The organism is Variovorax sp. 20P10.2.4 (assembly GCF_058244205.1).
Window position 1 is genome coordinate 1 of sequence record NZ_JBZAYE010000005.1, and the last position, 25,151, is coordinate 25,151.

The window sequence follows — 25,151 nt, forward strand, 5'->3', positions numbered from 1 at the left end:
CGGGGATGGCGTCCATGCGGTAGTCGAAGGCGCTCTGGCGCCCGGCCGGCAGCAGCGCGGGAATGGGCCCGGCCGGCGAGTCCACCTGGCGCCAGCGCTCGCGCGCCTGCAGCTGCGGATGCGCCCAGAGCCCGGCCATGTCGTTCATGCGCGCATTGGCGATCTGGGCGGCGTCGAGGCGCTCGAGCACCTGGGCGGTGCTCAGCGCGCCGAACAGGCCGACGATGATGGCGCGCAGCTCCTCGCGGTGTTCGTTGCGCCGCGCATTGCTGTCGAAGCGCGCGTCGGTGGCCAGCGCGGGCTGCAGCAGCACCTTCTCGCAGAACAGCTTCCACTCGCGCTCGTTCTGCAGGCCGAGCATCACCGTGCCGCCGTCGCCCGCGGGGAACGGGCCATAGGGATAGATGGTGGCGTGCGAGGCGGCGCTGCGCGGCGGCGGCGTCGCGCCCTGGTAGGCGTAGTACATCGGAAAGCCCATCCACTCGGCCAGCGACTCGAGCATCGAGACGTCGATGTGCGAGCCCTTGCCGGTCTTGCCACGCTGGAGCAGCGCGGCCAGGATGCCGGTGTAGGCATACATGCCCGCGGCGATGTCGGCGATGGAGTTGCCCGACTTGCAGGGCTCCTCGGGCGTGCCGGTGACCGAGAGGAAGCCGGCCTCGCTCTGGATCAGCAGGTCGTAGGCCTTCTTGTCGCGGTACGGGCCGTCCTCGCCATAGCCCGAGATGTCGCAGACGACCAGCCGCGGGTACTTGGCCTGCAGCGCCTGCGCACCCAGCCCCATGCGTGCCGCGGCGCCCGGCGCGAGGTTCTGCACCAGCACGTCGGCGCCGGCCACCAGCTCCTGCAGCACCTCGAGCGCGGCGGGCTGCTTGAGGTCGAGCGAGATGCTTTCCTTCGAGCGGTTGACCCAGACGAAGTGCGAGGCCTCGCCGGCCACGCGCTGGTCGTAGGCACGCGCGAAGTCGCCCACGCCCGGGCGCTCCACCTTGATGACGCGCGCGCCGAGGTCGGCGAGCTGGCGGGTGCAGAAAGGCGCCGCGATCGCATGTTCGAGCGACACCACCGTGATCCCGTCGAGGGGTCTTGTCATTGCTTGATTTCCCGAGAAAAGAAGAAGCTCAGGCCAGCACCGCGGTGGCCTGCATCGTGAGCCAGCCCTCGGCGTCCTCGGCCCAGAGCGCGAAGCTCCCGCCGTCGGTGCCGGGCTTGCCATGCACGCGGAACGGCGCGATGTCGAAGGTGGGCCGCACGGCGCGGAACTCGAAGCGCGCGAGCGGCGCGTCGCCCGTGTGCCGGCGCAGCAGGTCGACCAGCAGGGTCGCGATCAGCGGGCCGTGCACGATCAGGCCCGGATAGCCCTCGACCTCGGTGACGTAGCGCCGGTCGTAGTGGATGCGGTGGCCGTTGAAGGTCAGCGCCGAGTAGCGGAACAGCAGCACGTCGTCGGGCACGATGTCGCGACTGAAGGCGGCGTCCTTCGGCGCGGCCTTGGGCGGCGGCGCGGCCTCGCCGGGTTGCGGCGCGGCGCGGTAGACGATGTCGTGTTCCTCGGTCAGCGCGAGGCCGCGCGCGTTGTGCACCTCGTGGCGTACCAGCACGAACACCAGTTCGCCGCTGCGGCCGGTCTTGTGCTCGACCGAGACGATGGTCGAGCGCCGCTCCACCGTGTCGCCCACGGCCAGCGGATTGCCGGCCTCCCAGCGCAGCCGGCCGCCGGCCCACATGCGGCGCGGCAGCGGCACCGGCGGCAGGAAGCCGCCGCGCTTCGCATGGCCGTCGGGGCCGATCTCGGACTGGCGGTGGTGCGGCAGGAAATAGAGCCAGTGCCACAGCGCGGGCAGCGGCGTGCCGGCGATCGGCGCGGGATCGTCGCGGTCGAGCGTGGCCGAGAGCGCGCGCACCGGGCTCGCGACGATCTGGTCGTGCAGGCTTTCGCTGCGGCCCTGCCAGGCCTGCAGGCCGGCGAGCGCGGCGGCGTCGATGGCGGGGGTGTCGTGTGGGGTCATCCGTTCTCCTGAATCCGGGTCAATCGACCGAGGCGCCCGATTGCCTGACGATGCGCGCCCACTTGCCGAGGTCGTCGTGCAGCAGCGCCGCGAACTGCTCGGGCGAGGTCGGCGGCGCGACCTCCACGCCCTGCTGCTCGAGCTTCTCGCGCAGGTCCTTCGCGGCCAGCGCCTTGTGCATGGTGTCCTGCAGCTTCGCGAGCACCTCGCCCGGCACGCCGGCGGGCGCGAACAGTCCGATCCACAGGGTGCCGTCGTAGCCCGGCACCGCCTCGGCGATGGCGGGCACGTCGGGCAGCGCCGGCGAACGCTTCGCGCCGCTGACGGCCAGCGCGCGCAGCTTGCCGGCCTTGATGTGCGGCAGCGCCGAGGGCAGGCTCGCGAACACGATCGGCAACTGGCCGCCGAGCACGTCGTTGATGGCCGGCGCCACGCCCTTGTAGGGCACGTGCTCGAGCGAGAGGCCGGCCATGCTGTTGAGCATCTCGCCGAGCAGGTGGTTGAGCGTGCCGTTGCCGGCCGAGGCGTACTGGTAATGCGCGCCCTTCTGCCGCGCGAGCGCCAGCAGCTCGGGCAGGGTCTTGGCGGCGAAGCCGGGGTTGACCAGCAGCACGTTGGGCACGGCGCCGATCAGGCCCACGGGCTTGAAGTCCTTCTCGGGATCGAAGCCCGGGTTGCGATAGAGCGCGGGGTTGATCGCCTGGCTGCTGCTGATGGTCATCAACAGCGTCTGGCCGTCCTTCGGTGCCTTGGCTGCGAGCTGCGTGCCGATGTTGCCGCCCGCGCCCGGGCGGTTGTCGACCACCACGCCGACGCCGAGCAGCTCGCCGAGCTTCTGGCCCACGAGCCGGCCGACGATGTCGTTGGTGCCGCCCGCGGCCTGCGGCACGATCAAGGTGACGGGGCGCGTGGGATAGGTGCTGGCCGCCGGCTGCGCCGAGGCGCCGGCCGACAGCACGGCGATCGATGCCGCCGCGAACCACGAGAAAAGAGAAGAAGAAAGCGCCGTTGCGCGAGAACCCATGCCTGTCTCCGGTGTGTTGTAAGGGCCGCGGTGCTCCCCGGCCATGGCGGCATGGTGCGCCGCGCCTCCACCTCGGCGCAATCTCCGATTTCGGAACCCAGCCTTCGGTCTTGCCGAAGCCTCGCGGTCGCTTGCTACCATCGGGCCATGCTTTTCGACCTCACCGACCTGCGCCTGTTCGTGGCCACGGCCGAGCTCGGCAGCCTCACGCGCGCGGCCGACCGGCAGCACCTGTCGCTGGCCGCGGCGAGCGCCCGCATCAAGGCGCTCGAGAACCAGGCCGGCCTGCAGCTGCTGCAGCGCGAGGCGCGCGGCGTGCGCCTGCTGCCGCCGGGCGAGGCCTTCCTGCACCATGCACGACTGCTGCTGAACCAGACCGACCAGCTGCGCACAGACCTGCTCGAATATGGCGGTGGCCTGCGCGGCCACCTGCGCGTGTTCGCCAACACCACGGCCGTGACCGACTTCCTGCCCGAGATCCTGCCGGCCTTCCTCGCCGCCAATCCGCGCATCAACGTCGACCTTCAGGAAAAACCGAACGCTCAGATACCGCGCGGCGTGCGCGACGGGCGCGCCGACATCGGCATCGTCGCGGGCAGCGTCGACACCCTGGGCCTGGAATCGATCCACTTCAGCACCGACCGGCTGGTGCTCGTGACCTCGCGCCAGCACCGCTTCGCGCACCTGCGCACCATCGCCTTCGCCGAGACCCTCGATGAGGACGCCATCGGCATGCAGCAGGGCAGCACCTTGCAGGCCTTCCTGGGGCAGGTCACGGACCGCATCGGCAAGCGCCAGAAGCTGCGCATCCAGCTCGGCAGCTTCGACGCCATGTGCCTGATGATCGGCAGCGGCGTGGGCATCGGCGTCGTGCCCGAGTCGGCCGCGCGCCGCAACCAGGAGGGCATGAAGCTCGCGCTGATCGAGCTCAGCGACGCCTGGTGCGTGCGCGAGCGCTATCTGCTGGTGCGCGAACGCGCGGCGCTGCCGGTGTATGCGCAGGCGCTGGTGGACACGCTATGCCGCCACTACGCGGCCGATGCAGCCGGCGCCTGAGGGAGATTTTCCGTGGGACTGCGCCTACTTGCACGTGACTCCTGAGTTCCGCCGCTTCATCCCCACTTTCTGTGCACAACTTTGGGGACAACTCATGTGGAGCCTTGTAAAACGAATTTAAGTCGTTGTTTTATAAAGGGATTCCACACTTTGCTCAAAAAACGGGCGGTGTACAAGATGAACAGGCTCAGCCCGGGTTGGCGCCGAGCTTGTCCTGCGTGCGGGTCTGGAAGTCGCCCGCGTCGTGGCGCTCGTGCAGCTGGCTCTCGGGCTGGCCCCAGGCGCGGTTGACCATGCGGCCGCGCTGCGCCGCGGGGCGCTGCGCGATCTCGTCGTTCCAGCGCAGCACGTTCTTGTATTCGCTCACCTGCAGGAACTCGCCCGATTCGTAGAGCTGCCCCTTGGCGAGGGCGCCGTACCAGGGCCAGACCGCGATGTCGGCGATGGTGTAGTCGTCGCTCGCGAGGTAGCGGCTCTCGGCCAGCCGGCGATCGAGCACGTCGAGCTGACGCTTGACCTCCATCGCGAAGCGGTCGATCGCGTACTCGATCTTGGTCGGCGCGTAAGCATAGAAGTGGCCGAAGCCACCGCCCAGATAGGGCGCGCTGCCCATCTGCCAGAACAGCCACGACAGGCATTCGGCGCGCGCCGCGCGCTCGGTCGGCAGGAAGGCATTGCCGAACTTCTCGGCCAGGTACTGCAGGATCGCGCCCGACTCGAAGACGCGGATCGGCGTGGCGCCGCTGCGGTCCAGCAGCGCGGGAATCTTGGAGTTGGGATTGACGGCCACGAAGCCGCTGCCGAACTGGTCGCCCTCGCTGATGCGGATCAGCCAGGCGTCGTACTCGGCGCCCGCGTGGCCCAGCGCCAGCAGTTCCTCGAGCATCACCGTCACTTTCACGCCATTGGGCGTAGCCAGCGAATAGAGTTGCAGCGGATGCCGTCCCACCGGCAGGTCCTTCTCATGGGTGGCACCCGCGATCGGGCGATTGATGTTCGCGAAGCGGCCGCCGCTTTCCTTGTTCCAGGACCAGACGGTGGGCGGCGTATAGGCGGTCGTGCCATTCATGCAATGAGTTCCAGGAGTTGGACAGACGATGAACATTCTCTATGACTGCGCCACCGCGCCGAGTCCGCGCCGCGCGCGCATCCTGCTGGCCGAGAAGGGCATTGCCCACGAGACGGTGCAGGTCGACCTGGTTCGTGGTGAGCAATTGGGCGCGGCCTACCGCGCGATCAATCCGCAATGCACGGTGCCGGCGCTGCGCACCGCCGAAGACGGCCTGCTGACCGACAACGCCGCCATCGCGGCCTGGGCCGAGGCGCGCCATCCCGAGCCGCCGCTGATGGGCCGCACGCCGGCCGAGAAGGCCGAGGTCGCGAGCTGGAACTGGCGCGTGGAATTCGAGGGCCTGCTGGCGATCGCCGAGACCCTGCGCAACGGCTCGCCGGCCATGGCCGACCGTGCGCTGCCGGGCCCGGTGAACTACGCGCAGATCCCCGAGCTCGCGCAGCGCGGGCTGGCGCGGGTGCAGCATTTCTTCGAGACGCTGAACGACCGGCTGGCCGGCCGCGAGTTCATCGCGACCGACCGCTTCAGCCTGGCCGACATCACCGCCGTGGTGGCGGTGGATTTCGCGCGCATCGTGCGCGTGAAGCCCGGGGAGAAACACCCCGAGCTGATGCGCTGGCGCGCGGCGATGGCGCAGCGGCCGTCGATGTCGCTCTGAGCAACGACGACGGCGCGCCGAGGGGTCAGCGCTCGATGGTGAGCGCCACGCCCATGCCGCCGCCGATGCACAGCGAGGCGATGCCCTTCTTGGCGTTCTGGCGCTGCATCTCGTGCAGCAGCGTCACCAGGATGCGGCAGCCCGACGCGCCGATCGGATGGCCGATGGCGATGGCGCCGCCGTTGACGTTGACCTTGTTGATGTCCCAGCCCATTTCCTTGTTCACGGCGCAGGCCTGCGCGGCGAAGGCTTCGTTGATCTCGAGCAGGTCGAGGTCGGCGGCCTTCCAGCCGGCGCGCTGCAGCGCCTTGGTCGAGGCCGGCACCGGGCCCATGCCCATGATCGCGGGGTCGAGGCCGGCGGTGGCGTAGCTGGCGATGCGGCCCAGCGGCTTGAGGCCGAGGGCGGCCGCCTTCTTGGCGGTCATCACGAGCACGGCGGCGGCGCCGTCGTTCAGGCCCGAGGCATTGCCCGCGGTCACACCGCCGGCCTTGTCGAAGGCGGGGCGCAGGCCGGCCAGGCCTTCGGCGCTGGTCTTGCGGTTGATGAACTCGTCCTTGTCGAAGACGATCGGGTCGCCCTTCTTCTGCGGGATGGTGACGGGAACGATCTCGTCCTTGAACTTGCCGGCGTCCTGCGCGGCGGCGGCCTTGGTCTGGCTGGCGAGCGCCAGTTCGTCCTGCGCGGCGCGGTCGATGCCGTACTTCTTGGCCACGTTCTCGGCCGTGATGCCCATGTGGTACTGGTTGTAGACGTCCCACAGGCCGTCGACGATCATGGTGTCGACCAGCTTCCAGTCGCCCATGCGCTGGCCGTTGCGCGAGTTCGGCAGCACGTGCGGTGCGAGGCTCATGCTCTCCTGGCCGCCGGCCACGACGATGTCGCTGTCACCCGTGGCAACCGCCTGGGCCGCGAGCATCACGGCCTTCAGGCCCGAGCCGCAGACGGCGTTGATCGTGAGCGCGGGCGTTTCCTTGGCGCCGCCGCTCTTGAGCCACGCCTGGCGCGCGGGGTTCTGGCCGGCACCGGCCGCGAGCACCTGGCCCATGATGGCTTCGCCGACCTGCTCGGGCGTGAGGTTGGCACGCGCGATCACTTCCTTGATGACGATGGCGCCCAGTTCGGTGGCCGCGATGCCGGCGAGCGAGCCGCCGAACTTGCCGACGGCGGTGCGCGCGGCCGAAACGATGACGATGTCTTCCATGAGGTTCTCCGTTGAGGTGATTTGAAATTCGGTAATGCAAGTGTCAGGCGCGGGCCTTGACGTAGCGACCCGGGGCGGGCTCGATGGCCTGGTAGGCCTTGCCCTTGCCGTAGGTCTTGGGCGCGGGGATCTGCTTGCCCGCGTGGCCCTTGAGCCACTGGGACCAGTCGGTCCACCAGCTGCCCGGATGCTCCTGCGCGCCGGCCAGCCATTCGGCCTGGGTCTTCGGCAGCTTGCCGTCGGCACGGATCCAGTGGCTGCGCTTGTTCTTGGCCGGCGGGTTGATCACGCCCGCGATGTGGCCCGAGGCGCCCATCACGAAGCGCTTCTTGCCCGGCAGGATCTGGGTCGAGGCGTAGGCGCCGCCGATCGGCACGATGTGGTCCTCGCGCGAGCCGTAGACGTAGGCCGGGATGTCGATGCGGCGCAGGTCGATCTTCTCGCCGCAGACCGTGAGCGCGTCGGGCTCGGCCAGCTTGTTCTCGTGGTACGTGTTGCGCAGGTACCAGGCGTAGAACGGACCCGGCAGGTTGGTGGCGTCGCTGTTCCAGTAGAGCAGATCGAAGGGCGGCGGGGTCTCGCCCTTGAGGTAGTTGCCCACCACGTAGTTCCAGACCAGGTCGTTGGGACGCAGGAAGCTGAAAGTGGACGCCAGGTCGCCGCCGGGCAGCAGGCCGCCCTTGCCGAGCTGCATCTCGCGGTACTGCACCATGGGCTCGTCGACGAAGATGTCGAGGATGCCGGTGTCGCTGAAGTCGAGGAAGGTGGTCAGCAAGGTGACCGAGGCGGCCGGCTTCTCGCCGCGCGCGGCCAGCACCGCGAGCGCGGTCGACAGGATGGTGCCGCCGACGCAGAAGCCCAGCGTGTTGATCTGCGGGCTGCCGCTGATCTCCTGCACGCGGTGGATGGCCTCGATCGCGGCCTGCTCGATGTAGTCGTCCCAGGTGGCCTGCGCGAGCGATTCGTCGGGATTGCGCCAGCTCACCACGAACACGCGGTGGCCCTGCTCGTTGGCATAGCGGATCAGCGAGTTCTCGGGCTGCAGGTCGAGGATGTAGAACTTGTTGATGCACGGCGGCACCAGCAGGAACGGGCGCTCGTAGACCTTGGCGGTCAGCGGCTTGTACTCGAGCAGCTGGAAGAACGCGTTCTCGAACACCACCGCGCCCTCGGTGGTGGCGACGTTGCGCCCCACTTCGAAGGCGCTCTCGTCGGTCATGCTCAGGTGGCCCTGGCGCACGTCGTGCAGCAGGTTCTGGATGCCCTTGGCGATGCTCTCGCCCTGGGTCTCGATGGCCTTCTTCTGCGCCTCGGCATTGAAGGCCAGCGAGTTGCTCGGCGACGAGGCCGCCATCCACTGCTCGACCGCGAAGCGCAGCCGCGCCTTGGTCTTCTCGTCGGCATCGATGGCCTCCGCCATCTTCAGCAGCGTGCGGCCATTGAGCAGGTAGATCGCGGCCGAGAAGGCCGACAGCGGGTTGCCGCTCCAGGCCTCGCCGGCGAAGCGCCGGTCGCCCTCGGGCCTGGCCTGGAAGCCCTGGCCCCAGAGCGCGGTGGCCTCGGAGATGTACTGCTGCTGGATGGCCTGCAGCGCCGCGGGATCGATCGAGAACTTGGGCAATTCCGGCATCGCGCCCAAAGAGGGCATGCCGGGCATCTCAGGTATTTGCGGCATCTGCCATAGGGGCTTGCCATTGCCGGTCCAGGCGCCCTGCCCGGCCGGCTGCTGGAAGGACTCCAGCGCCTTGCGCCACCCCTGGGTGAGCGCCTGTTGAAAGGGTTCGAACGCGTCGGCCCCCGTTGCTTTCGTCATGGTGTCTCCTGCTCCTCGCCTGAAATCGATCCGGATGGCTTTGCGTCGTTTGAGTATGCTGCATTCGCAAGACGCTCACAACGCCGCGCCGGCGCGGTCCGGACCCCGGTGGCCGTCATCGCACGGCCGGTGTGGAAACACGCTTTACTTCCTCTTTCGTTCGCCCCGCTCTCCTTTTCCCATGTTCATTCATCTCGTCGTGATCGGCTGGCTCTACGTGGTGCTGATGATGGCGGTGGCCCAGGCCACCAACACCACCGGCACCGTGCTCGGCGCCATCATCACCTTTCTACTGTACGGGCTCGCCCCCGTGACACTGGTGGTTTACCTGATGAGCACGCCCGCGCGGCGCCGGGCGCTGAAGGAAAAGGAACTGGCCGCGCAGGAGGCGGCGCGGCGCGCGGCCGCCGAGGAACGGGCGGCGCAGGCCGGACATTCAGACCTTCCAGACCAGCGCGGCGAAACGCCCGCTGACCCCGTCGCGCCGGTGCGAAAAGAACCCTGAGGCATTGCGCACGGTGCACCAGGCATCGCCGCCGTCGTTGCCGTGGATCCGCTCGATGCCGAGCGCGCGCAGCCGCTGGCGTGCGAGCCTTGGCAGGTCGGCCAGCCACTTGCCCGGCGCGGCGCCCGGCCGGAAACAGCCGGCGGCCTCGAGCGCATGGGCCTCGAAGGCGGCCTTGACCTCGGCGCCGACCTCGAAGGCCGAGGGGCCGATGCAGGGGCCGAGCCAGGCGACGACGTCGCTGCCGGCTTGCCCGTCGTCCTCGAAGGCGCGGAAGGCCTGCTCCAGCACCCCGCCCGCGAGCCCGCGCCAGCCCGCATGGGCGGCCGCCACGCGCCGGCCCTCGGTATCGCAGAACAGCACCGGCAGGCAATCGGCGACCATGATCGTGCAGGCCGTGCCCGGCACCGTGGCGGTGCAGGCATCGGCCGCGGTGCCGTCGGCCACGTCCGGCGCGTCGAGCGACACCAGGCCCGTGCCGTGCACCTGCTGCAGGAACACCGGCCGCGTGCCGATCGCCTCGCGCAGCCGCGCGCGGTTGGCCGCGACATGGGCCGGGTCGTCGCCGACGTGGTCGCCGAGGTTGAAGCTGGCATAGCGCCCCTGCGAGACGCCGCCCTCGCGCGTGGTGCAGACGGCGCGCACATGGGCCGGCACCGGCCAGTCGGGCACCAGCCAGGGCTGCGCCATCAGGCCTCCGCGTCGGGCGACTGCGAGGGCTGCGCGCGCTGGAAGGCGTCGAGCTGCATGCAGGCGTCGAAGGCCGCCATGCTGCGCGGCAGGTCGCTGAAGTCGCAGTCGAAGCGGCGGCCGTTGAAGACCTGCGGCACCAGGCAGCAGTCGGCCAGCGTGGGCTTCTCGCCCCAGCAGAAGGTGCTGGCGGGCTGCAGCGCGAGCTGGCGCTCGAAGGCCAGCATGCCGTCGCGCACCCAGTGGCGATACCAGGCGTTCTTGGCTTCCTCGTCGAGCTTGAGTTCCTTCACGAGGTACTTGAGCACGCGCAGGTTGTTCAGCGGATGGATCTCGCAGGCGATCGATTGCGCCAGCGCGCGCACGTGGGCGCGGCCCGCGGGATCGCTCGGCAGCAGCGGCGGCTCGGGATGCACCTCGTCGAGGTACTCCATGATCGCCAGCGACTGCGAGAAGCGCTCGCCCTCGTCCTCCAGCATCGGCACCAGCTTGTCGGCCGAGATCGCCGCGTACGGGCCGGTGCGGTGCTCTCCGCGCGCGATGTGCACGGGGATGTATTCGTAGTCGAGTCCCTTGAGCTCGAGCGCGATGCGCACGCGGAACGAGGAGGAGGAGCGGAAGTAGTTGTGCAGCTTCATGGTCATGGTTTCGAGGATAGCGTCGGTGCGATTCATGAGCGGGGCGCTGCGGCAAGCACGCAGCGCAGGTCGCGCGGGGCGGCCGCGGGATGTTCCCGCTGCCAGTCGTCGAGCAGGGCGCGGGCCGCGGCCTCCCCGCGCGTGGCCAGGCCCAGGCGCCAGGGCCCGCGCGGGCCCACGGTCTGGTCGGCCGGATGTTCGTGGCCCTCGCCGTCGCCGTAGGGCCGGCCTTCGGAACAGGCCGCGCACAGCATGCGGATGCCGAGGCTCCAGTTCTCGGCGCCGTCGCCCACCGCGTGGAAGCGCGCGATCAGGGTGTCGATCTCGTCCTGCGACGCCTCCTCGATCCAGAGCTCGAAGGTGGCGTAGTCGGAAGGCGCGATCAACGCGAGCGCATCGAACACCGCCACCTCGCGCCCCTGGTGCAGCCGGTAGCCATTGGGCGCGCCGTCGTGCAGCACGAGGTCGCCGTAGCGGTGGCCCGAGCCCGGCAGCGGCACGTTGCGCAGGATGGCGCGCGCGGGATCGATGCGGTCGGCCCACAGCACCTCGCTGGCCTCGTCGCCATGCACGCGGATCGGCGTCAGGCCGGCGAAGTGGTCGACCGGGCCCTCGCCCTCGGCCAGCGGGATGCCGTAGAGGCGCCAGGCGCGCCGCGCCGTGGTCCAGTCGCCGAGCGCGGTGGCGGCGATGCCGAGGTTCCAGACCGCGCCCTCGTTGCCCGGATCGCACTGCACGGCGCGCGCATTGGCCTCGAGCGAGGCGGCCCAGTCGCCGCGGTACTTGTGGATCAGGCCGGCGTTGTACCAGGGCACGGCCCAGTCGGGACGGTGGCTGCTGGCCTCGGCATAGGCCTGCAGCGCGCCGTCCTCGTCGCCGTCGTCCTGGCGCGTGTTGCCGAGGTCGTTGCAGGCCTGGGCCTTGCCGGCTTTTCCGAATCGAAGGGGCATGGGGAGGAGCGAAGCGGTGGCGGGGCGGAAAACGGGCCGTATTCTGCGCCCTGAACGCGGCACCTCGGCCCGCATACCCCGATGGCCGCCCCCGGTGCCCGGCGGCCGGCCGGCGCCTCTGGCACACTGCCGGCTTCCCCCTCTCCCGCTTCGCCTCCAAAGGATACTTTTCCATGGCCTCCGAGTTCGTCTTCGCCCCGCCTGCGACCGTTTCCGTTCCCGTCGTCGGACAGACCGCCCGCTTCCCGGTGCACCGCATCTACTGCGTGGGCCGCAACTACGAAGATCACGCCAAGGAAATGGGCTTCACCGGCCGCGAACCGCCGTTCTTCTTCATGAAGCCCGCCGACGCCGCCGTGGTGGTCGAGGCCGGCCAGACCGGCACCGTGGACTACCCCACGCTGACCAAGAACCTGCACCACGAGATCGAACTCGTGGTGGCCATCGGCACCGGCGGCAAGAACATCGCGGCCGCCGACGCACACAAGCACATCTTCGGCTATGCCGTGGGCCTGGACATGACCCGCCGCGACCTGCAGAACGAGATGAAGAAGCAGGGCCGCCCCTGGGACATCGGCAAGGGCTTCGAGCAGAGCGCGCCGATCGGCCCGATCGTGCCGGTGGCGCAGGCCGGCGACGCCGAGAAGGCCGAGATCTCGCTGCAGGTGAACGGCAGCGATCGCCAGCGCAGCAACGTGAGCAAGCTGATCTGGAACGTGGCCGAGACCATCGAGCATCTGTCGGCCGCCTGGGAGCTGCAGCCCGGCGACCTGATCTACAGCGGCACGCCCGAAGGCGTGGCGGCGGTGGTCGCGGGCGACACGCTGGTGGGCGAAGTCGCCGGCCTGCCCGTGCTGACCGTCAAGATCGTCTGAGGCCGCGAGCACGCCCGCCCCATGCTGCTGCGCATCCCCATCAAGCATTGCAAGAACTGCGGCACCGCGGTGGTCTACCGCGTGCCCGACGACGGCGACACCAAGGAACGCGCCGTCTGCCCGGCCTGCAACACGATCCACTACGAGAACCCGCTCAACGTGGTGGGGACCATCCCCGTGCTCGGCGACAAGGTGCTGCTGTGCAAGCGCAACATCGAGCCGCGCTGGGGCAAATGGACGCTGCCGGCGGGCTTCATGGAGCTCGAGGAGACCACGGCCCAGGGCGCGGCGCGCGAGACCGACGAGGAAGCCGGTGCCAATTTCGAGATCGAGGGCCTGTTCGCGGTGATGAGCGTGCCGCGCGTGGGACAGGTGCATCTGTTCTACCGTGCGCGCCTGCTCGACGACCGCTTCGATCCGGGCCACGAGACCATCGAAGCGAAGCTCTTCGCCGAGGAGGAGATTCCCTGGGACGAGATCGCCTTCCGCACGGTGCGCGAGGCGCTGCAGCACTACTTCGAGGATCGGCGCCGCGGCAGTTTCGACCGCGTCCACACGATCGACATCGTCTGAACCGATGAAGCACGCCATCTCCCTTCGACGCGGCGCGGCGCTCGCGTTCGCCGCCGCCCTGCTGGCCGCCACCGCGGCCCATGCCGAGACCGTGGGCGAGGTCGACACCGCCTTCAAGCTGATCGGCCCCGACCACAAGATCGTGATCGAGGCCTACGACGACCCCAAGGTCAACGGCGTGACCTGCTATGTCTCGCGCGCCAAGACCGGCGGCATCGCGGGCGCCTTCGGCGTGGCCGAGGACAAGGCCGAGGCCTCGATCGCCTGCCGCCAGGTCGGCCCGGTGAACGTGACGCAGCCGCTGCCCAAGCGCGAGGAGGTCTACAGCGAACGGCTGTCGGTGCTGTTCAAGCGGCTGCGCGTGGTGCGCATGGTCGACGCACGGCGCAACACGCTGATCTACCTCACCTACTCCGACCTGCTGATCGACGGCTCGCCGAAGAACAGCGTCACCGCGGTGCCGATCGACCGCGGCACGCCGATCCCGCTGAAGTGATCGCCTGAAGCCGCGCGCGGGAAGTCCCTGCCGGCCCGATGGGAACGTGCCGGCGACTTTGCTAGCATCGACCGGCCGGGACCACCCGGCCCCGAGATCCGAAGGAACCCTTCAGAACGCCCCCGTTCCAACCGAGCGCCATGCACCTTCAGACTTCCGTTTTCCGAATCGGCGCCGCGGCGCTGCTCGCCGCCGGCATCGCCGCCTGTACGACCACGCCACTGCCGCCCATGCAGCAGCCCGGTCGCACCACGACGGCCCCGCCGCAACGCCAGGCCATGTTCATCCGGCCCGCCGCCGGCACCACCATCGGCCGCTTCGACGGCGTGCGCAACAAGGGCGTGGACATCGCCGGCAACCTCGGCGACCCGATCGTGGCCTCGGCCGACGGCCGCGTGGTGTACGTGGGCAACGAGCTGGCCGCCTACGGCAACATGGTCATCGTCAAGCACAACGAGACCTTCCTCACCGCCTATGCCCACGCGAGCACCATCCTCGTGAAGGAAGGCGCGGTGGTGCGCCAGGGCGAGAAGATCGCCGAGATGGGATCGGGCGGCGATGCCAACCGCGTGAAGCTGCGCTTCGAGATCCGCAAGAACGGCGTGGCCGTCGATCCCGAGCCCTACCTGAGCGGCCGGCTGCAGCAGTAAGCGAGCCTCACAGCAGACTCTCGGGCACCAGCGGAGCGAGCAGCTCGAGCCGCCAGCGCGCCCAGAAATTCGTCTCGGGCTCGGTGTGCAGGATGGTGTCGGCGCCATCGCCCGCGGCCGGGCTCACCCATTCGATGCCACCGCGCGGCCCGAGCTGCAGCTGGTAGGCGCCGTCGAGTCGGATGAAGCCGATCAGGCTGTTGAGCTGCTGCGCGATCTGCGGGCTGAAGATGAAGAGACCGATCTCGGTGTTGTGCAGCACCGAGCGCGGATCGAAGTTCATCGAGCCGATGAAGACCGTGCGCCCGTCGATCACCGCCGACTTGCCGTGCAGCCGGCCGCTCGAGGTCTCGTACATGCCGAAGCGCCGGCTCTGCTCGACCCGCTTGGGACTGAGCTCGTAGAGCGCCACGCCCAGGCGCAGCATCTCGGCGCGGTATCGGCGGTAGCCGATGTGCACCAGCGACTCGTCGGTGGCCGCCAGCGAGTTGGTGACCATGATGTAGCCCACGCCGTTGCCGCGCACGTGCCGGATGGTTTCCATGCCGCCGCGCCCCGGGATCAGGTAGGGCGTGGTCTGCATGATTTCGGTGCGCGCGCCGCGCAAGTGGCGCTGCAGGTTGAACTGCACGCTGTCGGGCGAGACGTCGGCCGGCGCGCCGCGGCTCTCCTCGGGCGCCAGCGCCTTGGCGGGCGCGTCCGCGTAAGCCTCGGCGCGCGCCCAGGCCAGTTGCAACTGGCCTGCGTCGAGGTCGGCGGCCAGCGGATGGTGGCCCAGCAGATCGGTGGCCGAAGGCTGTTCGGGCTCGGGCGTGCCCGGCCCGCTCGTGAGTTCGTCGAAGCGCGAGCGCAGTGCCTGCGGCGATGCGCCGTCGGCCGACACCAGCGACTCGATCGGGTAGACGTAGGGGCTGTTCCAGTAGATGTCGAACAGCGAGGACAGCTTGTGGACCACGGGCCCGGCCACCAGCGTGTCGATGTCGATGAAGTTCGAGCCGCCGTCGCGCAGGAAGTACTCGTTGGCGATGTTGCGCCCGCCCATCACCGCCATCGTGTCGTCGACCACGAACAGCTTGTTGTGCATGCGGCGGTGCACGCGGTTGAAGTCGAGCAGCGACGCGGTCCAGCGCGTGCCGAAGTACTCGCGCCCGGCGGGGAACGGATTGAACATCCGCACTTCGACGTTCGGATACGCGGCCAGGCCCCGGAACAGCGGATCGGCACCGGCCGTGTAGAGATCGTCGACCAGCAGGCGCACGCGCACGCCGCGCTGGGCCGCGTCGCGCAGGTGGCGCAGCAGGTAGCGGCCGGTCTCGTCGTTCTGCACCAGGTAGTACTGCACGTCGATCGAGCGCTCGGCGCGGCGGATCAGCTCGATGCGCGCATGCAGCGAGAACTGCGCCATCGGCAGCAGGCGGAAGCCGCTGAGCGGTTCATCCGCGCTGCGCGGCGCGGTCCCCGCCACGAGGCGGCCGAGCGTGGTGTCGGCGCCGTTCGGGATCGTCACCGACGACCGGCGCGCGACCTCGGTGGGCAGGCCCGCGCAACCGCCCAGCAGCAGCGCGAAACCGAGCGTGAGCCAGAGGACGAGCGTCGGCCATGCGCGGCCGATGCGGTCTGCGGGCAAAGAGGCGGACGAAGCGGGTGGGTGTGACAAGGGGATGGCCGCACCGGAAGGCGATGCGGGCGGCGGTTTCTACCACGAGGCGACGACCCCACGCAGCCTGCGTAATGTTGAGGCAATGCGCCTGCCTAGCATCAGTGGCCGACGCGCATCGCCCACGGCCACGGCGTCTCGCACCTGGCGGCCTGCCGCGCCATGCCGGGTTCCCTCCATCGCTTCGCAGACCCTGCCGCACATCGATGACCCTCGGACTCGCCACGCCGCCTCTTCCTCTTTCTTCGACCTGGCCAATGGCCCGCACCGCCGCCACCGCGGAAGACGCCAGGCCGCGCCGGCTCGAACTCGTCGATGCCTTGCGCGGCTTCGCGTTGTTCGGCGTGCCGGTCGTGGGCCTGCGCGGCTTCTCGCCGCTCGACTTCACGGGTGCCGCCGTCTCGTGGCCGCTCCTCGTGCTGGGGGCACTGCTGGCCGGCCTTGTCTTGGGTCATGCGGACGCGCTGCGGCAGTCGGTGGCCCATCGGCGGTTCTGGCGCCGGCTGCTGCTGGCGAGCCTCGCGACGAGCTTGCTGCTCGCGCTGCACGTTTCAACGGGCCGATTCGCGACCGGCCTGCCGCACGCGGTGGCGGCGCTGGCCCAGGGGCTTTTCTGCATCGCGGCCTTCGTGCTGCTGTTCCAGCATGCCGCCTGGCGGCGCCGGCTGCGCAAGCTGACACCGCTGGGGCGCATGGCATGGAGCAATGGTCTCGTGCAGATGCTGGTGGGCCTGAGCCTGTTCTACGGCGTCGGCCCGGGCCTGTGCCCGAAGTTCGGCGTGGCGGGCCTCGCCGTGGCCTGCATGGCGATCCTGGCATTGCAAGCGGCCGCGAGCTGCTGGTGGCTGCGGCGCTACCGGCTCGGCCCCCTGGAATGGGCCTGGCGCAGCCTGGTGCAGGGGCGCATGGCGCCGATGCGGTCGAAGCGGGAAGGACAGGTCTGATGCCCGGCGGGCGCCTCTAAGAGAGATTTAACAATGCACTGCAACAATTCTCGGCGGATGGCCGGAGAGCCTCCCAGGGACCACGCAACACCGCGCCCGCGCCGGGAATTTCATGGCCAACCCGTTTTCGCCCTGCCCCTGCAGCATCGAGCATCTGGACAGCAGCCCGCAGCAGGCCTGGATGCGCTTTTTTCCGTGGCTGAAACCCTACCGTTGCAAGAACTGCGGCAAATCGCAGCTGCTGCCCCAACGGGACGTGGAACGGGCCCTCGCCAGCCTGAGCAGCAGGAAGCCTCCGCGCCGGGGCCCACCCAAGCGGGCCAGGGTTCTGTAGCACGCCCGTCACGGGTGGGGGCTCTGCTCTTCCGGTCCCTGCTGGCTTGCGGTACAAACGTATATGTGTAACCCCCTGTAAACCGTGGGGTGCGAACTTACGTTAGGACCGCATGCGAGCATCCGACCCTTTCTTTATCGCTTTCGTTTTCATAGCCGGCATCGGTGCCGGCGCTGCCCTCATGGCCATGCTGGCCATCCTGCGGGCGGAGAAGCCGCGACGACAGCCGAAGCCTCGGGTCGAACGCGAGCATGTCGTCATCGGCCAGACCGGCTTCGGCAGCCTCTGAGAGGCCCGGCGGCGGCTCGGTGAGCGTCAAGCGCGGCGCTGTGAGCGTGCGCGCCGCCTGAGAGTGCGAGGGCCCAGCGTCGAGGCCCCGCGGTTCAGAGGCGAAAGCCCGTCTTTCCTTCGTCGATCATGCGATGAGCAAAGGCAACGCAGTTCGAGAGAAGCTCTTCTTCGGACCTGAAGGTGCCGATGCCGTGGCGGATGCGCCGAGTGGCCTGGCCTTCCTTCTCGAAAGTCACCCACGCGGGCCATTCGCCATTTTCTCGGTCCTGGATGTGGCGGCGTGCAACGAAGCCGCCCTTCTTGAGGATTTCGATGTGCTGCATCGGATGTCCATTTTTTTCTTGAGTGCGGGATTATTCTCGCGACAAGGTCTCAGGAACATGTCAGGCGCCGGCGGAGTTGTGACGGTCGGTAAAGGGTTGGCGGCGATATCGCGCGGGCGCGCGGCTCCAGGCGGCAAGGGTTGGCCCATCGCGTTCAGACACCTGTTCGCCGCTAAATCACTGTATATTCAAACAGTATTTCCACGCCGATTCTTCCCATGACCCAAGTTGAGCTGTTCCATCAACCGGCCATCGTCGATGGCGCCCTTCCAGAGCCCTTCGAAGAAGCACCGCCAGCGCGGCAGAAAGCCGGGCCCGCGCTGTCTTCCACGGAACTCGACACCGAGCCTCCCGCCGCCTACGAGGTGCTCCTGGCCGACTATGCCCACGCCAGCGACGAAGCCATCGGCTTGGCGCAGCGGCGTTTCCAGCGCGAGCTCGAGCGGCAACTGGGCGGCGACGTGCTGCCGGCGCTGCGCGCCTTCCAGAACGCGAGCGAATCGAGCGAGAACGAACTCTCGAAGGCCGACATCGTGCTCGCGCGCCGTTGGGCCAAGGCCTACGACACGGCCAGGACAGCAGGCTTCCGAGATCTGGGCGATACGGACGAGGCGTTCTTCGAGGTTCGGGCGACGGCATAGCGCTCGAGGGATGCGCTCGGTCGGCCCGGCACAATGACCTCCCATCCCAGTCCCGAGGAACCTCCGCTTATGGCCGACGACGTCTCCATGGTCTTCTTCGCATCGAGCGACTCCAGCCCCGATCTGAACGAGGCCTCGCGCCTGTTGACCGAGCAAGGCCTGGATGTGGCCGCCGATGGCGAGGCGCTCGTCGTTCAATGGGAGGACGACGGGCCCGCCCTTCGGATCAGGCTGTCCGCCGCGCCGCACGTGAACGCGGAGGCCATCGAGATCGCCGAAGGCACGGCGCATGCCGCCGGCATGAGCGGGTGCAATGCATGCTTCGAGATCGACATCGACGACCTCGACGAAACGCTCGACGAAATCAACACGCTGATCGAGGTCCAGGCGACGCTGCAGGATGCGACGGACGGCTACCTGTTCAATTCGTGGAACGGCGAACTGAGCGCGCCGGATTCATCGCGCGACTGATCGCGGCTCGACGAAACGAGCACCTCTCGGACACGACAAAAAAAACGGGTCAGAGCTTGTGGCTCTGACCCGTTGTTCCATCTGACGATGATTGTTGGTCGGTGTGAAAGGATTCGAACCTTCGACCCCTTGCACCCCATGCAAGTGCGCTACCAGGCTGCGCCACACACCGAAGCTCTCGATTATAGCCTTCTCTTTTCAGCGTCCGACAGTCAGCAACTCACGAATTTCAAAAAGCTCGCGGCGAAGCTGCAACAACTGCGACAGGTCGACACTGCGGGCCGCGTTCGGTGCGGCTTCTTCGTCGTGCAGCGCGGCCTCGAACGCCTCGTGATCGATCTCGACGGCCTCCATGCCTTCGAGCGGAACCTCACCGGCCTTGCGGCGGTCGCGTTCGTGCTGCACCAGTTCCTGCAGCTTGTTGCGTGCGCCGCTGATCGTGAAGCCCTGGTCGTACAGCAGGTCGCGGATGCGGCGGATCATCAGCACCTCGTGGTGCTGATAGTAGCGCCGGTTGCCGCGCCGTTTCATCGGGCGCAACTGCGTGAACTCCTGCTCCCAGTAGCGCAGCACATGCGGTTTCACCCCGCAGAGTTCGCCGACCTCACCGATGGTGAAGTAGCGTTTGACGGGAATGGGCGGGAGTGCCTTGTCGGCCATGTTCTCCATTGAAATCAAGTCTGCGCGCGGCAAACCTCAGAGGTTACTCCACGGAAGCGCGCCCGAACAAGTCCTATTCGGAACCCAGGCTCCACTCGACCTCGGGGGCGGCGTTCGGATCGATGTTTCCGTGAATCTGTTCCTTGAGCTTCGCGCTCGCATGAAAGGTCGCGACGCGACGCTCGCCGATCGGAATGGCTTCGCCGGTGCGCGGATTGCGGCCCGGACGCGGCGCCTTCACGCGGATCTGGAAGTTGCCGAAGCCCGAGATCTTCACGTCGGTGCCTTCGATCAGGCTGTTGGCAACCAGGTCGAAGAAAGCCTCGACCATGTCCTTGGACTCGCGCTTGTTCAAGCCGATCTGCTCGAACAGCAGGTCGGCCAGATGCGCCTTGGTGAGCGCGGGCGTCTCGAGTGCTTCGAGCGTGAATTCGACGGCATTCATTCGGGTCATCCTCTCAGGCGTCCGCCCACCTTCGCGGCCAGTTGATCGACGATGGCGCGCACGGCCGGCTCGACTTGCTCGTCGGTCAGGGTGGCGCTGTCGCCCTGGAAGCTCAGGCGCACCGCCATGCTCTTCTCGCCGGGTGCAAGGCCACCGGCCGCGGCCACCGTGCCATCGCGTGCGGGCTGCGGACGGTAGATGTCGAACAGCACGGCGTCGCGCAGCAGGCCTTGCGCGGCACCGGTCGAACGGATGGCGTCGATCAGCGCATCGTGCGTGACGGCTTCCGCCACCACCACCGCGATGTCGCGCTCGACCGCCTGGTGCTTGGGCACGGCTTGCGCCACCGGCACGGGCCGCGCGGTGACCGCATCGAGGTCGAGTTCGAACAGCACGGCGGGCTGCGCGAAATCCCACTTCTGGCGCCAGCGCGGATGCAGCTCGCCGACGAAGCCGATGGCCTTGCCGTCGATCGTCACGCGCGCCGAGCGGCCCGGATGCAGCGCCGGGTGTTCGGCGGATTCGAAGCGCGGCACCAGCGGCGCGAGCAGCGCCTCGACGTCGCCCTTCACGTCGTAGAAGTCGACGCGCTGCGCCTTGCCGTCCCAGCGCGCTTCGTCGGCATCGCCCCAGGCGAGGCCGGCCACGCGCATCGGCTGATGCACGCCGCGCACGGTGCTGTCGGTGGTGGCCACGCTGTCGTCGCGCAGGAACACGCGGCCCACCTCGAACACGCGCACGCGCGGCGCCTTGCGATCGAGGTTGAACTTGAGCACCTGCAGCAGCGAGCCTAGCAGCGACGAACGCATCACGCTCATCTGGCTCGCGATCGGGTTCAAGAGCTTGACCGGGTTGTCATTGCCCGCGAGCTCCTTCTCCCAATCGGCTTCGACGAAGCTGAAGTTGATGGTTTCCTGGTAGCCCAGCGCGGCGAGGCCGCGGCGCACCGCGAAGCGGCTGCGCTGCGCCTCGGGACGCACGCGCGCGGTGATCGGCGCGAGCGGCGCGGTGGTCGGCAGGTTGTTGAAGCCGATCAGGCGCGCGACCTCTTCGATCAGGTCCTCCTCGATCAGCAGATCGAAGCGGTGCGGCGGCGGCACGATGGTCAGCGTGCCATCGCCCTCGGTCAGCGCGAAGCCCAGCCGACGCAGCGCGTCCACGCACTGGGCCTGCGTCAGCGGCATGCCGATCACGCGCGCGGCGCGCGCCACGCGCAGCGTCACGGGCAGCGCCTCGGGCACGCGCAGGATCTGGTCGTCCATGGCGCCGGCCTGGCCGCCGCAGATCTCGACGATCAGTTGCGTGATGCGCTCGATGATCTCGACGGTGCGGCTCGGGTCGACGCCGCGCTCGTAGCGGTGGCCGGCATCGGTCGAGAAGTTGAAGCGGCGCGAGCGACCCTGCACCGCTTCGGGCCACCAGAACGCGGCCTCGACGTAGATGTTGCGCGTGTCGTCCGAGACCGCAGTGGCGTCGCCGCCCATGATGCCCGCGAGCGATTCGACCTCGCGCGCATCGGCGATCACGCCCACCTTGTCGTCGACCGAGATGGTGTTGCCATTGAGCAGCTTGAGCTGTTCGCCGGCCTTGCCCCAGCGCACGGTGAGGCCGCCGTGGATCTTGTCGAGGTCGAAGATGTGGCTGGGCTGGCCGTACTCGAACATCACGTAGTTCGAGATGTCGACCAGCGGCGTGACGCTGCGCTGGCCGCAGCGCGCGAGGCGCTCGACCATCCAGGCCGGGGTGGCGACCTGGGTGTCGACGCCGCGCACGATGCGGCCCGAGAAGCGACCGCAGAGCTCGGGCGCCTCGACCTTCACGGGCAGCTTGTCGGCGAAGGCCACCTCGACCGGTGCCACGGTGCGCGGCTTGAGCGGCGCGCCCGTCAGCGCGGCGAGTTCGCGCGCCACGCCATACACGCTGAGACCATGCGCGAGGTTGGGCGTGAGCTTGAGCGTGAGCAGCGTGTCGTCGAGCTTGAGCACTTCGCGCACGTCGACGCCGATGGGCGCGTCGGCCGCGAGTTCGAGCAGGCCGCCGTGGTCTTCGCTCAGCTGCAGCTCGCGTGCCGAGCACAGCATGCCCTGGCTCTCGACGCCGCGCAGCTTGCCGAGCTTGATGAGGAAGGGCTTGCCGTCCTCGCCGGGCGGCAGTTCGGCGCCCACCAGCGCGCACGGCACCTTGATGCCGACGCGCGCATTGGGCGCGCCGCACACGATATTGAGCAAGGCGCCCTGCCCCGCGTCGACCTGGCAGACGCGCAGGCGATCGGCGTTCGGGTGCTGGACGGCTTCCTTGATCTCGCCCACCACGATGCGCGTGAAGGGCGGCGCCGCCGGCCGGCGCTCCTCGACCTCGAAGCCGCCCATGGTGAGGGTCTCGGCCAGTTCGGCGCTGTCGATGGGCGGGTTGCAGAACTCGCGCAGCCAGGATTCCGGGAATTGCATCTCTTCGATCTCGATCTGTTTTTCTGGTGTGGAAGGTCTCGTTTCGTCTCGCGCGTCAGCCGATCACTGGAATTGCGAGAGGAAGCGCAGGTCGCCGTCGAAGAACAGGCGAAGGTCGTTCACGCCGTAGCGCAGCATCGTGAGGCGGTCGGGGCCCATGCCGAAGGCGAAGCCGATGTAGCGCTCGGGGTCGAGGCCCATGTTGCGCACCACGTTCGGATGCACCTGGCCCGAGCCCGACACCTCGAGCCAGCGGCCGGCCAGCGGGCCGCTCTGGAACTGGATGTCGATCTCGGCGCTGGGCTCGGTGAACGGGAAGAAGCTCGGCCGGAAGCGCAGCACGAGGTCGTCGCGCTCGAAGAAGGTGCGGCAGAAGTCGGTGAAGACGACCTTGAGGTCCTTGAAGCTCACGTTCTCGCCGAGCCACAGGCCTTCGCACTGGTGAAACATCGGCGAATGGGTGGCGTCGCTGTCGACGCGGTAGGTACGGCCCGGCGCGATCACGCGGATCTCGGGCGCCTTGACCGTGCCGGTGGTGTCGGCGGCCGCGGCCGCGAACTCGGCCGCGTACTTCTTGATGTGCTGGTGGGCGTAGCGCACCTGCATCGGGCTGGTGTGCGGACGCAGGTTGTAGGGGATGCCGTCCTCGCCGTTCAGGTCGACGTAGAAGGTGTCCTGCATCGAACGCGCCGGATGGTTCGGCGGGTTGTTGAGCGAGGTGAAGCTGTGCCAGTCACTCTCGATCTCGGGGCCGTCGGCCACGTCGAAGCCCATGCTCGAGAAGATCTCCTCGATGCGCTCGAGGGTGCGGCTCACCGGGTGCAGGCCGCCCGGGATGCGGCGGCGGCCGGGCAGGCTCACGTCGAGCGCCTCGGCGCGCAGCTGCTGCGAGAGCTCCTCGTCGGCCAGTTGCTGTCGGCGTTCGTTGAGGGCGGACTCGATCGCCTGCTTGGCCACGTTGATGGCGGCACCGCGCGACTTCTTCTCGTCGACGCTCAGTGCGGCCATGCCCTTCATCAACTCGGTGATGCGGCCCGACTTGCCCAGGAACTGGGCCTTGGCGTTCTCGAGCTCTGCGGGGGTCTTCGCCTGCGCGAAGGCGGCACGTGCGGTGTCGACCAGGGAGTCCAACTCGTTCATAGCAACAACAGATTTCTTCGGGGAAAAATAAAAAAGGGCTGGTGCTCTTTCAAGCGCCAGCCCTTGTGCCGTGGGCGCAGGAAACTGTCCGGGGACGGTCTCCCGCTGTGCAGAATCAAGCAGCCAGCTTGGCCTTGACCTGCTCCACGATGCCCGCAAAAGCGGCCTTGTCGTGCACGGCGATGTCCGCAAGCATCTTGCGGTCGATCTCGATCCCGGCCTTGCGGATGCCGTTGGCGAACTGGCTGTAGGTCAGGCCCAGTTCACGCGAGGCGGCGTTGATACGCGCGATCCACAGTTGACGGAACACGCGCTTCTTGGTGCGGCGGTCACGGTAGGCGTATTGGCCTGCCTTCATCACCGCCTGTTTGGCGATGCGGAAGACATTGCCGCGGCGACCGCGGAAACCCTTGGCGAGTGCGAGAACTTTCTTGTGGCGGGCGCGAGCCGTTACACCACGTTTGACGCGAGGCATGTGATTACTCCTTGTTCGTCAGTTGATCAAATGCCCATGCCGGGCAGCATCGCGGCCATCGAAACCATGTTGGTTTCGTGCACCGACACTGCACCACGCAGGTGACGCTTGTTCTTGGTGGTCTTCTTGGTCAGGATGTGACGCTTGAAGGCTTGACCGCGCTTGACGGTGCCACCGGGACGAACGCGGAAACGTTTCTTCGCGCTGCTCTTGGTCTTCATTTTGGGCATGTGAATGCTCCTTTAATTTGTGCTCGTGAGGCGCCTTGGATGAACTCCATGGACTTGTTGGCCCCGAGACACTTCTTCATCCCGCCACCGCCTTCGCTTGCCTTTCGGCACGCGCCGGCGATCGGCGAAATCCCTTCAAATTCTCGCTTCCGTCGGTACCCGGGGCTTTCGCCGCCGGGCCCGGCCGGATTCTTCGCTCAGGCCCCGACGGTGGTCGGTGCCGCGGCGGCTTCCGTCGCCGACTTTGCGGGCGCGCTGCCGGGCTTCTTGCGGCCCGGCGCGATCATCATGATCATCTGCCGGCCCTCGAGCTTCGGAAACTGCTCGACGAGGATCGTGTCGCCGAGCTCGTCGCGGATGCGCTGCAGCAGGGCCAGACCGAGTTCCTGGTGCGTGATCTCGCGCCCCCGGAAGCGCAGCGTGATCTTGCACTTGTCGCCATCCTCAAGAAAGCGCCGGATGTTGCGCATCTTGATGTTGTAGTCGCCATCGTCGGTACCGGGCCGGAACTTGATTTCCTTGACCTCGATGACCTTCTGCTTGGACTTCGCCTCGGCCGCCTTCTTCTGCTCGTGGTACTTGAACTTGCCGTACTCGATCAGGCGGCACACCGGTGGATTGGCCGCCGCGACGACCTCCACCAGATCCACGTCCTGCTCACCGGCGAGACGCAAGGCCTCCGCAAGACTCACAACACCCAATTGCTCGTTATCCGGGCCGATCAGGCGGACTTCCGGGGCCATGATTTCCCGGTTCAGGCGATGTTGGCGTTCCTCGCGGTGGCGGCGGTCGCGAAATGCAGTAGCGATGGTTGGTATCCTCTAAGTTTTGCTACAAAAAAAGTAGCGAAAGCCGCTCAGTCCTCGCGGGCAAGCGGTAT

At 68.1% G+C, this 25,151-nt stretch carries 29 protein-coding genes and 1 tRNA gene; 10 read left to right on the forward strand and 20 right to left on the reverse strand.

Going from position 1 to position 25,151, the window contains the following annotated elements; genetic code table 11:
* The 3 genes from AC27VN_RS01080 to AC27VN_RS01090 form a co-directional block, all read right to left on the reverse strand.
* Nucleotides 1-1,093: CaiB/BaiF CoA transferase family protein (locus AC27VN_RS01080; RefSeq protein ID WP_490875303.1), on the reverse strand; the 1,093-nt coding region annotated here is incomplete at its 3' end.
* A gap of 28 nt (nucleotides 1,094-1,121) precedes the next feature.
* The gene (locus AC27VN_RS01085) at nucleotides 1,122-2,009 is read right to left on the reverse strand and encodes an HTD2 family dehydratase (RefSeq protein WP_490875304.1); all 888 of its coding nucleotides are present in this window, start codon (nucleotides 2,007-2,009) and stop codon (nucleotides 1,122-1,124) included.
* Nucleotides 2,010-2,028: 19 nt separating this feature from the next.
* Nucleotides 2,029-3,033: a tripartite tricarboxylate transporter substrate binding protein gene (locus AC27VN_RS01090; RefSeq protein ID WP_490875305.1), complete on the reverse strand. Its 1,005-nt coding sequence runs from the start codon at nucleotides 3,031-3,033 to the stop codon at nucleotides 2,029-2,031.
* Nucleotides 3,034-3,180: 147 nt separating this feature from the next.
* Between AC27VN_RS01090 and AC27VN_RS01095 the strand changes: the two genes are divergently transcribed.
* Nucleotides 3,181-4,089 (forward strand): LysR family transcriptional regulator, encoded by a 909-nt coding sequence (locus AC27VN_RS01095; protein WP_490875306.1) that lies wholly within the window; start codon nucleotides 3,181-3,183, stop codon nucleotides 4,087-4,089.
* A gap of 187 nt (nucleotides 4,090-4,276) precedes the next feature.
* On the opposite strand, the gene yghU is transcribed toward AC27VN_RS01095, so the two are convergent.
* A complete protein-coding gene (gene yghU, locus AC27VN_RS01100; protein WP_490875307.1) occupies nucleotides 4,277-5,158 on the reverse strand; it encodes a glutathione-dependent disulfide-bond oxidoreductase in 882 nt (293 codons plus the stop codon).
* Nucleotides 5,159-5,186: 28 nt separating this feature from the next.
* On the opposite strand from yghU, the gene AC27VN_RS01105 reads away from it, so the two are divergent.
* The gene (locus tag AC27VN_RS01105) at nucleotides 5,187-5,819 is read left to right on the forward strand and encodes a glutathione binding-like protein (protein WP_490875308.1); all 633 of its coding nucleotides are present in this window, start codon (nucleotides 5,187-5,189) and stop codon (nucleotides 5,817-5,819) included.
* A gap of 25 nt (nucleotides 5,820-5,844) precedes the next feature.
* Here AC27VN_RS01105 and AC27VN_RS01110 read toward each other — a convergent pair whose 3' ends face one another.
* Nucleotides 5,845-7,023, reverse strand: coding sequence for an acetyl-CoA C-acetyltransferase (locus AC27VN_RS01110; RefSeq protein ID WP_490875309.1), 1,179 nt, complete (start codon nucleotides 7,021-7,023; stop codon nucleotides 5,845-5,847).
* A 43-nt stretch (nucleotides 7,024-7,066) separates the two neighbouring features.
* The gene (phaC, locus tag AC27VN_RS01115; protein WP_490875310.1) at nucleotides 7,067-8,836 is read right to left on the reverse strand and encodes a class I poly(R)-hydroxyalkanoic acid synthase; all 1,770 of its coding nucleotides are present in this window, start codon (nucleotides 8,834-8,836) and stop codon (nucleotides 7,067-7,069) included.
* A gap of 181 nt (nucleotides 8,837-9,017) precedes the next feature.
* Between phaC and AC27VN_RS01120 the strand changes: the two genes are divergently transcribed.
* On the forward strand, nucleotides 9,018-9,341 hold the full coding sequence (locus tag AC27VN_RS01120; RefSeq protein WP_490875311.1) for a hypothetical protein: 324 nt from the start codon (nucleotides 9,018-9,020) through the stop codon (nucleotides 9,339-9,341).
* Here the strand turns inward: AC27VN_RS01120 and pgeF are convergent.
* From pgeF to AC27VN_RS01135, 3 genes are read right to left on the reverse strand one after another with little or no spacing between them, the layout of a single operon-like run.
* Nucleotides 9,273-10,031 carry a peptidoglycan editing factor PgeF gene (pgeF, locus tag AC27VN_RS01125; protein WP_490875312.1) on the reverse strand — a complete coding sequence of 253 codons (759 nt, stop codon included), beginning with the start codon at nucleotides 10,029-10,031 and terminating at the stop codon, nucleotides 9,273-9,275. The two genes, AC27VN_RS01120 and pgeF, sit on opposite strands and share 69 nt — an antisense overlap.
* The gene (gene maiA, locus AC27VN_RS01130) at nucleotides 10,031-10,669 is read right to left on the reverse strand and encodes a maleylacetoacetate isomerase (RefSeq protein WP_208509974.1); all 639 of its coding nucleotides are present in this window, start codon (nucleotides 10,667-10,669) and stop codon (nucleotides 10,031-10,033) included. Before maiA ends, pgeF begins: the two co-directional genes overlap by 1 nt.
* Before the next feature lie 32 nt (nucleotides 10,670-10,701).
* Nucleotides 10,702-11,619, reverse strand: a complete 918-nt coding sequence (locus AC27VN_RS01135) for a tetratricopeptide repeat protein (RefSeq protein ID WP_490875313.1) — start codon at nucleotides 11,617-11,619, stop codon at nucleotides 10,702-10,704.
* Between the two features lie 173 nt (nucleotides 11,620-11,792).
* Between AC27VN_RS01135 and AC27VN_RS01140 the strand changes: the two genes are divergently transcribed.
* From AC27VN_RS01140 to AC27VN_RS01155, 4 genes are all read left to right on the forward strand, one after another.
* On the forward strand, nucleotides 11,793-12,494 hold the full coding sequence (locus tag AC27VN_RS01140; protein WP_208509969.1) for a fumarylacetoacetate hydrolase family protein: 702 nt from the start codon (nucleotides 11,793-11,795) through the stop codon (nucleotides 12,492-12,494).
* 21 nt (nucleotides 12,495-12,515) lie between these two features.
* Nucleotides 12,516-13,067, forward strand: coding sequence for an NUDIX hydrolase (locus tag AC27VN_RS01145; RefSeq protein ID WP_093342880.1), 552 nt, complete (start codon nucleotides 12,516-12,518; stop codon nucleotides 13,065-13,067).
* Between the two features lie 4 nt (nucleotides 13,068-13,071).
* The gene (locus AC27VN_RS01150; RefSeq protein WP_490875314.1) at nucleotides 13,072-13,563 is read left to right on the forward strand and encodes a CreA family protein; all 492 of its coding nucleotides are present in this window, start codon (nucleotides 13,072-13,074) and stop codon (nucleotides 13,561-13,563) included.
* Between the two features lie 230 nt (nucleotides 13,564-13,793).
* Nucleotides 13,794-14,213 (forward strand): murein hydrolase activator EnvC family protein, encoded by a 420-nt coding sequence (locus AC27VN_RS01155; protein ID WP_490875315.1) that lies wholly within the window; start codon nucleotides 13,794-13,796, stop codon nucleotides 14,211-14,213.
* A 7-nt stretch (nucleotides 14,214-14,220) separates the two neighbouring features.
* On the opposite strand, the gene AC27VN_RS01160 is transcribed toward AC27VN_RS01155, so the two are convergent.
* Nucleotides 14,221-15,840, reverse strand: coding sequence for a phospholipase D family protein (locus AC27VN_RS01160; RefSeq protein ID WP_490875316.1), 1,620 nt, complete (start codon nucleotides 15,838-15,840; stop codon nucleotides 14,221-14,223).
* A 287-nt stretch (nucleotides 15,841-16,127) separates the two neighbouring features.
* Here AC27VN_RS01160 and AC27VN_RS01165 point away from each other — a divergent pair, with 287 nt between their 5' ends.
* On the forward strand, nucleotides 16,128-16,814 hold the full coding sequence (locus AC27VN_RS01165; RefSeq protein WP_490875317.1) for a DUF418 domain-containing protein: 687 nt from the start codon (nucleotides 16,128-16,130) through the stop codon (nucleotides 16,812-16,814).
* A 431-nt stretch (nucleotides 16,815-17,245) separates the two neighbouring features.
* Here AC27VN_RS01165 and AC27VN_RS01170 read toward each other — a convergent pair whose 3' ends face one another.
* Complete coding sequence (locus AC27VN_RS01170) at nucleotides 17,246-17,467, reverse strand: hypothetical protein (protein ID WP_490875318.1); 222 nt, start codon at nucleotides 17,465-17,467, stop codon at nucleotides 17,246-17,248.
* Between the two features lie 64 nt (nucleotides 17,468-17,531).
* Complete coding sequence (locus AC27VN_RS01175; RefSeq protein WP_093342886.1) at nucleotides 17,532-17,762, reverse strand: hypothetical protein; 231 nt, start codon at nucleotides 17,760-17,762, stop codon at nucleotides 17,532-17,534.
* Between the two features lie 218 nt (nucleotides 17,763-17,980).
* Here AC27VN_RS01175 and AC27VN_RS01180 point away from each other — a divergent pair, with 218 nt between their 5' ends.
* Together AC27VN_RS01180 and AC27VN_RS01185 are read left to right on the forward strand one after the other, a co-directional pair.
* The gene (locus AC27VN_RS01180; protein WP_256222503.1) at nucleotides 17,981-18,403 is read left to right on the forward strand and encodes a hypothetical protein; all 423 of its coding nucleotides are present in this window, start codon (nucleotides 17,981-17,983) and stop codon (nucleotides 18,401-18,403) included.
* Nucleotides 18,404-18,472: 69 nt separating this feature from the next.
* Nucleotides 18,473-18,874, forward strand: coding sequence for a hypothetical protein (locus tag AC27VN_RS01185; protein WP_490875319.1), 402 nt, complete (start codon nucleotides 18,473-18,475; stop codon nucleotides 18,872-18,874).
* Nucleotides 18,875-18,969: 95 nt separating this feature from the next.
* Here the strand turns inward: AC27VN_RS01185 and AC27VN_RS01190 are convergent.
* The 8 genes from AC27VN_RS01190 to infC form a co-directional block, all read right to left on the reverse strand.
* Nucleotides 18,970-19,046, reverse strand: a tRNA-Pro gene (locus AC27VN_RS01190).
* Between the two features lie 26 nt (nucleotides 19,047-19,072).
* On the reverse strand, nucleotides 19,073-19,534 hold the full coding sequence (locus AC27VN_RS01195) for a MerR family transcriptional regulator (RefSeq protein WP_093343462.1): 462 nt from the start codon (nucleotides 19,532-19,534) through the stop codon (nucleotides 19,073-19,075).
* Nucleotides 19,535-19,607: 73 nt separating this feature from the next.
* Nucleotides 19,608-19,979: an integration host factor subunit alpha gene (locus AC27VN_RS01200; RefSeq protein ID WP_093342889.1), complete on the reverse strand. Its 372-nt coding sequence runs from the start codon at nucleotides 19,977-19,979 to the stop codon at nucleotides 19,608-19,610.
* 5 nt (nucleotides 19,980-19,984) lie between these two features.
* Nucleotides 19,985-22,426 carry a phenylalanine--tRNA ligase subunit beta gene (pheT, locus tag AC27VN_RS01205; RefSeq protein WP_490875320.1) on the reverse strand — a complete coding sequence of 814 codons (2,442 nt, stop codon included), beginning with the start codon at nucleotides 22,424-22,426 and terminating at the stop codon, nucleotides 19,985-19,987.
* A gap of 63 nt (nucleotides 22,427-22,489) precedes the next feature.
* Complete coding sequence (pheS, locus tag AC27VN_RS01210; RefSeq protein ID WP_057596654.1) at nucleotides 22,490-23,566, reverse strand: phenylalanine--tRNA ligase subunit alpha; 1,077 nt, start codon at nucleotides 23,564-23,566, stop codon at nucleotides 22,490-22,492.
* Between the two features lie 115 nt (nucleotides 23,567-23,681).
* Nucleotides 23,682-24,041, reverse strand: a complete 360-nt coding sequence (gene rplT, locus AC27VN_RS01215) for a 50S ribosomal protein L20 (RefSeq protein WP_012747009.1) — start codon at nucleotides 24,039-24,041, stop codon at nucleotides 23,682-23,684.
* Nucleotides 24,042-24,067: 26 nt separating this feature from the next.
* The gene (gene rpmI / locus AC27VN_RS01220) at nucleotides 24,068-24,271 is read right to left on the reverse strand and encodes a 50S ribosomal protein L35 (protein ID WP_057596107.1); all 204 of its coding nucleotides are present in this window, start codon (nucleotides 24,269-24,271) and stop codon (nucleotides 24,068-24,070) included.
* A 197-nt stretch (nucleotides 24,272-24,468) separates the two neighbouring features.
* Nucleotides 24,469-25,089 carry a translation initiation factor IF-3 gene (gene infC, locus AC27VN_RS01225; RefSeq protein WP_093342892.1) on the reverse strand — a complete coding sequence of 207 codons (621 nt, stop codon included), beginning with the start codon at nucleotides 25,087-25,089 and terminating at the stop codon, nucleotides 24,469-24,471.
* Between the last annotated feature and the right edge of the window lie 62 nt (nucleotides 25,090-25,151).

Coding starts and splice junctions, on each gene's coding strand:
- AC27VN_RS01085 (WP_490875304.1), bottom strand. CDS start 2,009: ATGACCCCACACGACACCCCCGCCATCGACGCCGCCGCGCTCGCCGGC.
- AC27VN_RS01090 (WP_490875305.1), bottom strand. CDS start 3,033: ATGGGTTCTCGCGCAACGGCGCTTTCTTCTTCTCTTTTCTCGTGGTTC.
- AC27VN_RS01095 (WP_490875306.1), top strand. CDS start 3,181: ATGCTTTTCGACCTCACCGACCTGCGCCTGTTCGTGGCCACGGCCGAG.
- yghU (WP_490875307.1), bottom strand. CDS start 5,158: ATGAATGGCACGACCGCCTATACGCCGCCCACCGTCTGGTCCTGGAAC.
- AC27VN_RS01105 (WP_490875308.1), top strand. CDS start 5,187: ATGAACATTCTCTATGACTGCGCCACCGCGCCGAGTCCGCGCCGCGCG.
- AC27VN_RS01110 (WP_490875309.1), bottom strand. CDS start 7,023: ATGGAAGACATCGTCATCGTTTCGGCCGCGCGCACCGCCGTCGGCAAG.
- phaC (WP_490875310.1), bottom strand. CDS start 8,836: ATGACGAAAGCAACGGGGGCCGACGCGTTCGAACCCTTTCAACAGGCG.
- AC27VN_RS01120 (WP_490875311.1), top strand. CDS start 9,018: ATGTTCATTCATCTCGTCGTGATCGGCTGGCTCTACGTGGTGCTGATG.
- pgeF (WP_490875312.1), bottom strand. CDS start 10,031: ATGGCGCAGCCCTGGCTGGTGCCCGACTGGCCGGTGCCGGCCCATGTG.
- maiA (WP_208509974.1), bottom strand. CDS start 10,669: ATGAAGCTGCACAACTACTTCCGCTCCTCCTCCTCGTTCCGCGTGCGC.
- AC27VN_RS01135 (WP_490875313.1), bottom strand. CDS start 11,619: ATGCCCCTTCGATTCGGAAAAGCCGGCAAGGCCCAGGCCTGCAACGAC.
- AC27VN_RS01140 (WP_208509969.1), top strand. CDS start 11,793: ATGGCCTCCGAGTTCGTCTTCGCCCCGCCTGCGACCGTTTCCGTTCCC.
- AC27VN_RS01145 (WP_093342880.1), top strand. CDS start 12,516: ATGCTGCTGCGCATCCCCATCAAGCATTGCAAGAACTGCGGCACCGCG.
- AC27VN_RS01150 (WP_490875314.1), top strand. CDS start 13,072: ATGAAGCACGCCATCTCCCTTCGACGCGGCGCGGCGCTCGCGTTCGCC.
- AC27VN_RS01155 (WP_490875315.1), top strand. CDS start 13,794: ATGCAGCAGCCCGGTCGCACCACGACGGCCCCGCCGCAACGCCAGGCC.
- AC27VN_RS01165 (WP_490875317.1), top strand. CDS start 16,128: ATGGCCCGCACCGCCGCCACCGCGGAAGACGCCAGGCCGCGCCGGCTC.
- AC27VN_RS01175 (WP_093342886.1), bottom strand. CDS start 17,762: ATGCAGCACATCGAAATCCTCAAGAAGGGCGGCTTCGTTGCACGCCGC.
- AC27VN_RS01180 (WP_256222503.1), top strand. CDS start 17,981: ATGACCCAAGTTGAGCTGTTCCATCAACCGGCCATCGTCGATGGCGCC.
- AC27VN_RS01185 (WP_490875319.1), top strand. CDS start 18,473: ATGGCCGACGACGTCTCCATGGTCTTCTTCGCATCGAGCGACTCCAGC.
- AC27VN_RS01195 (WP_093343462.1), bottom strand. CDS start 19,534: ATGGCCGACAAGGCACTCCCGCCCATTCCCGTCAAACGCTACTTCACC.
- AC27VN_RS01200 (WP_093342889.1), bottom strand. CDS start 19,979: ATGAATGCCGTCGAATTCACGCTCGAAGCACTCGAGACGCCCGCGCTC.
- pheT (WP_490875320.1), bottom strand. CDS start 22,426: ATGCAATTCCCGGAATCCTGGCTGCGCGAGTTCTGCAACCCGCCCATC.
- pheS (WP_057596654.1), bottom strand. CDS start 23,566: ATGAACGAGTTGGACTCCCTGGTCGACACCGCACGTGCCGCCTTCGCG.
- rplT (WP_012747009.1), bottom strand. CDS start 24,041: ATGCCTCGCGTCAAACGTGGTGTAACGGCTCGCGCCCGCCACAAGAAA.
- rpmI (WP_057596107.1), bottom strand. CDS start 24,271: ATGCCCAAAATGAAGACCAAGAGCAGCGCGAAGAAACGTTTCCGCGTT.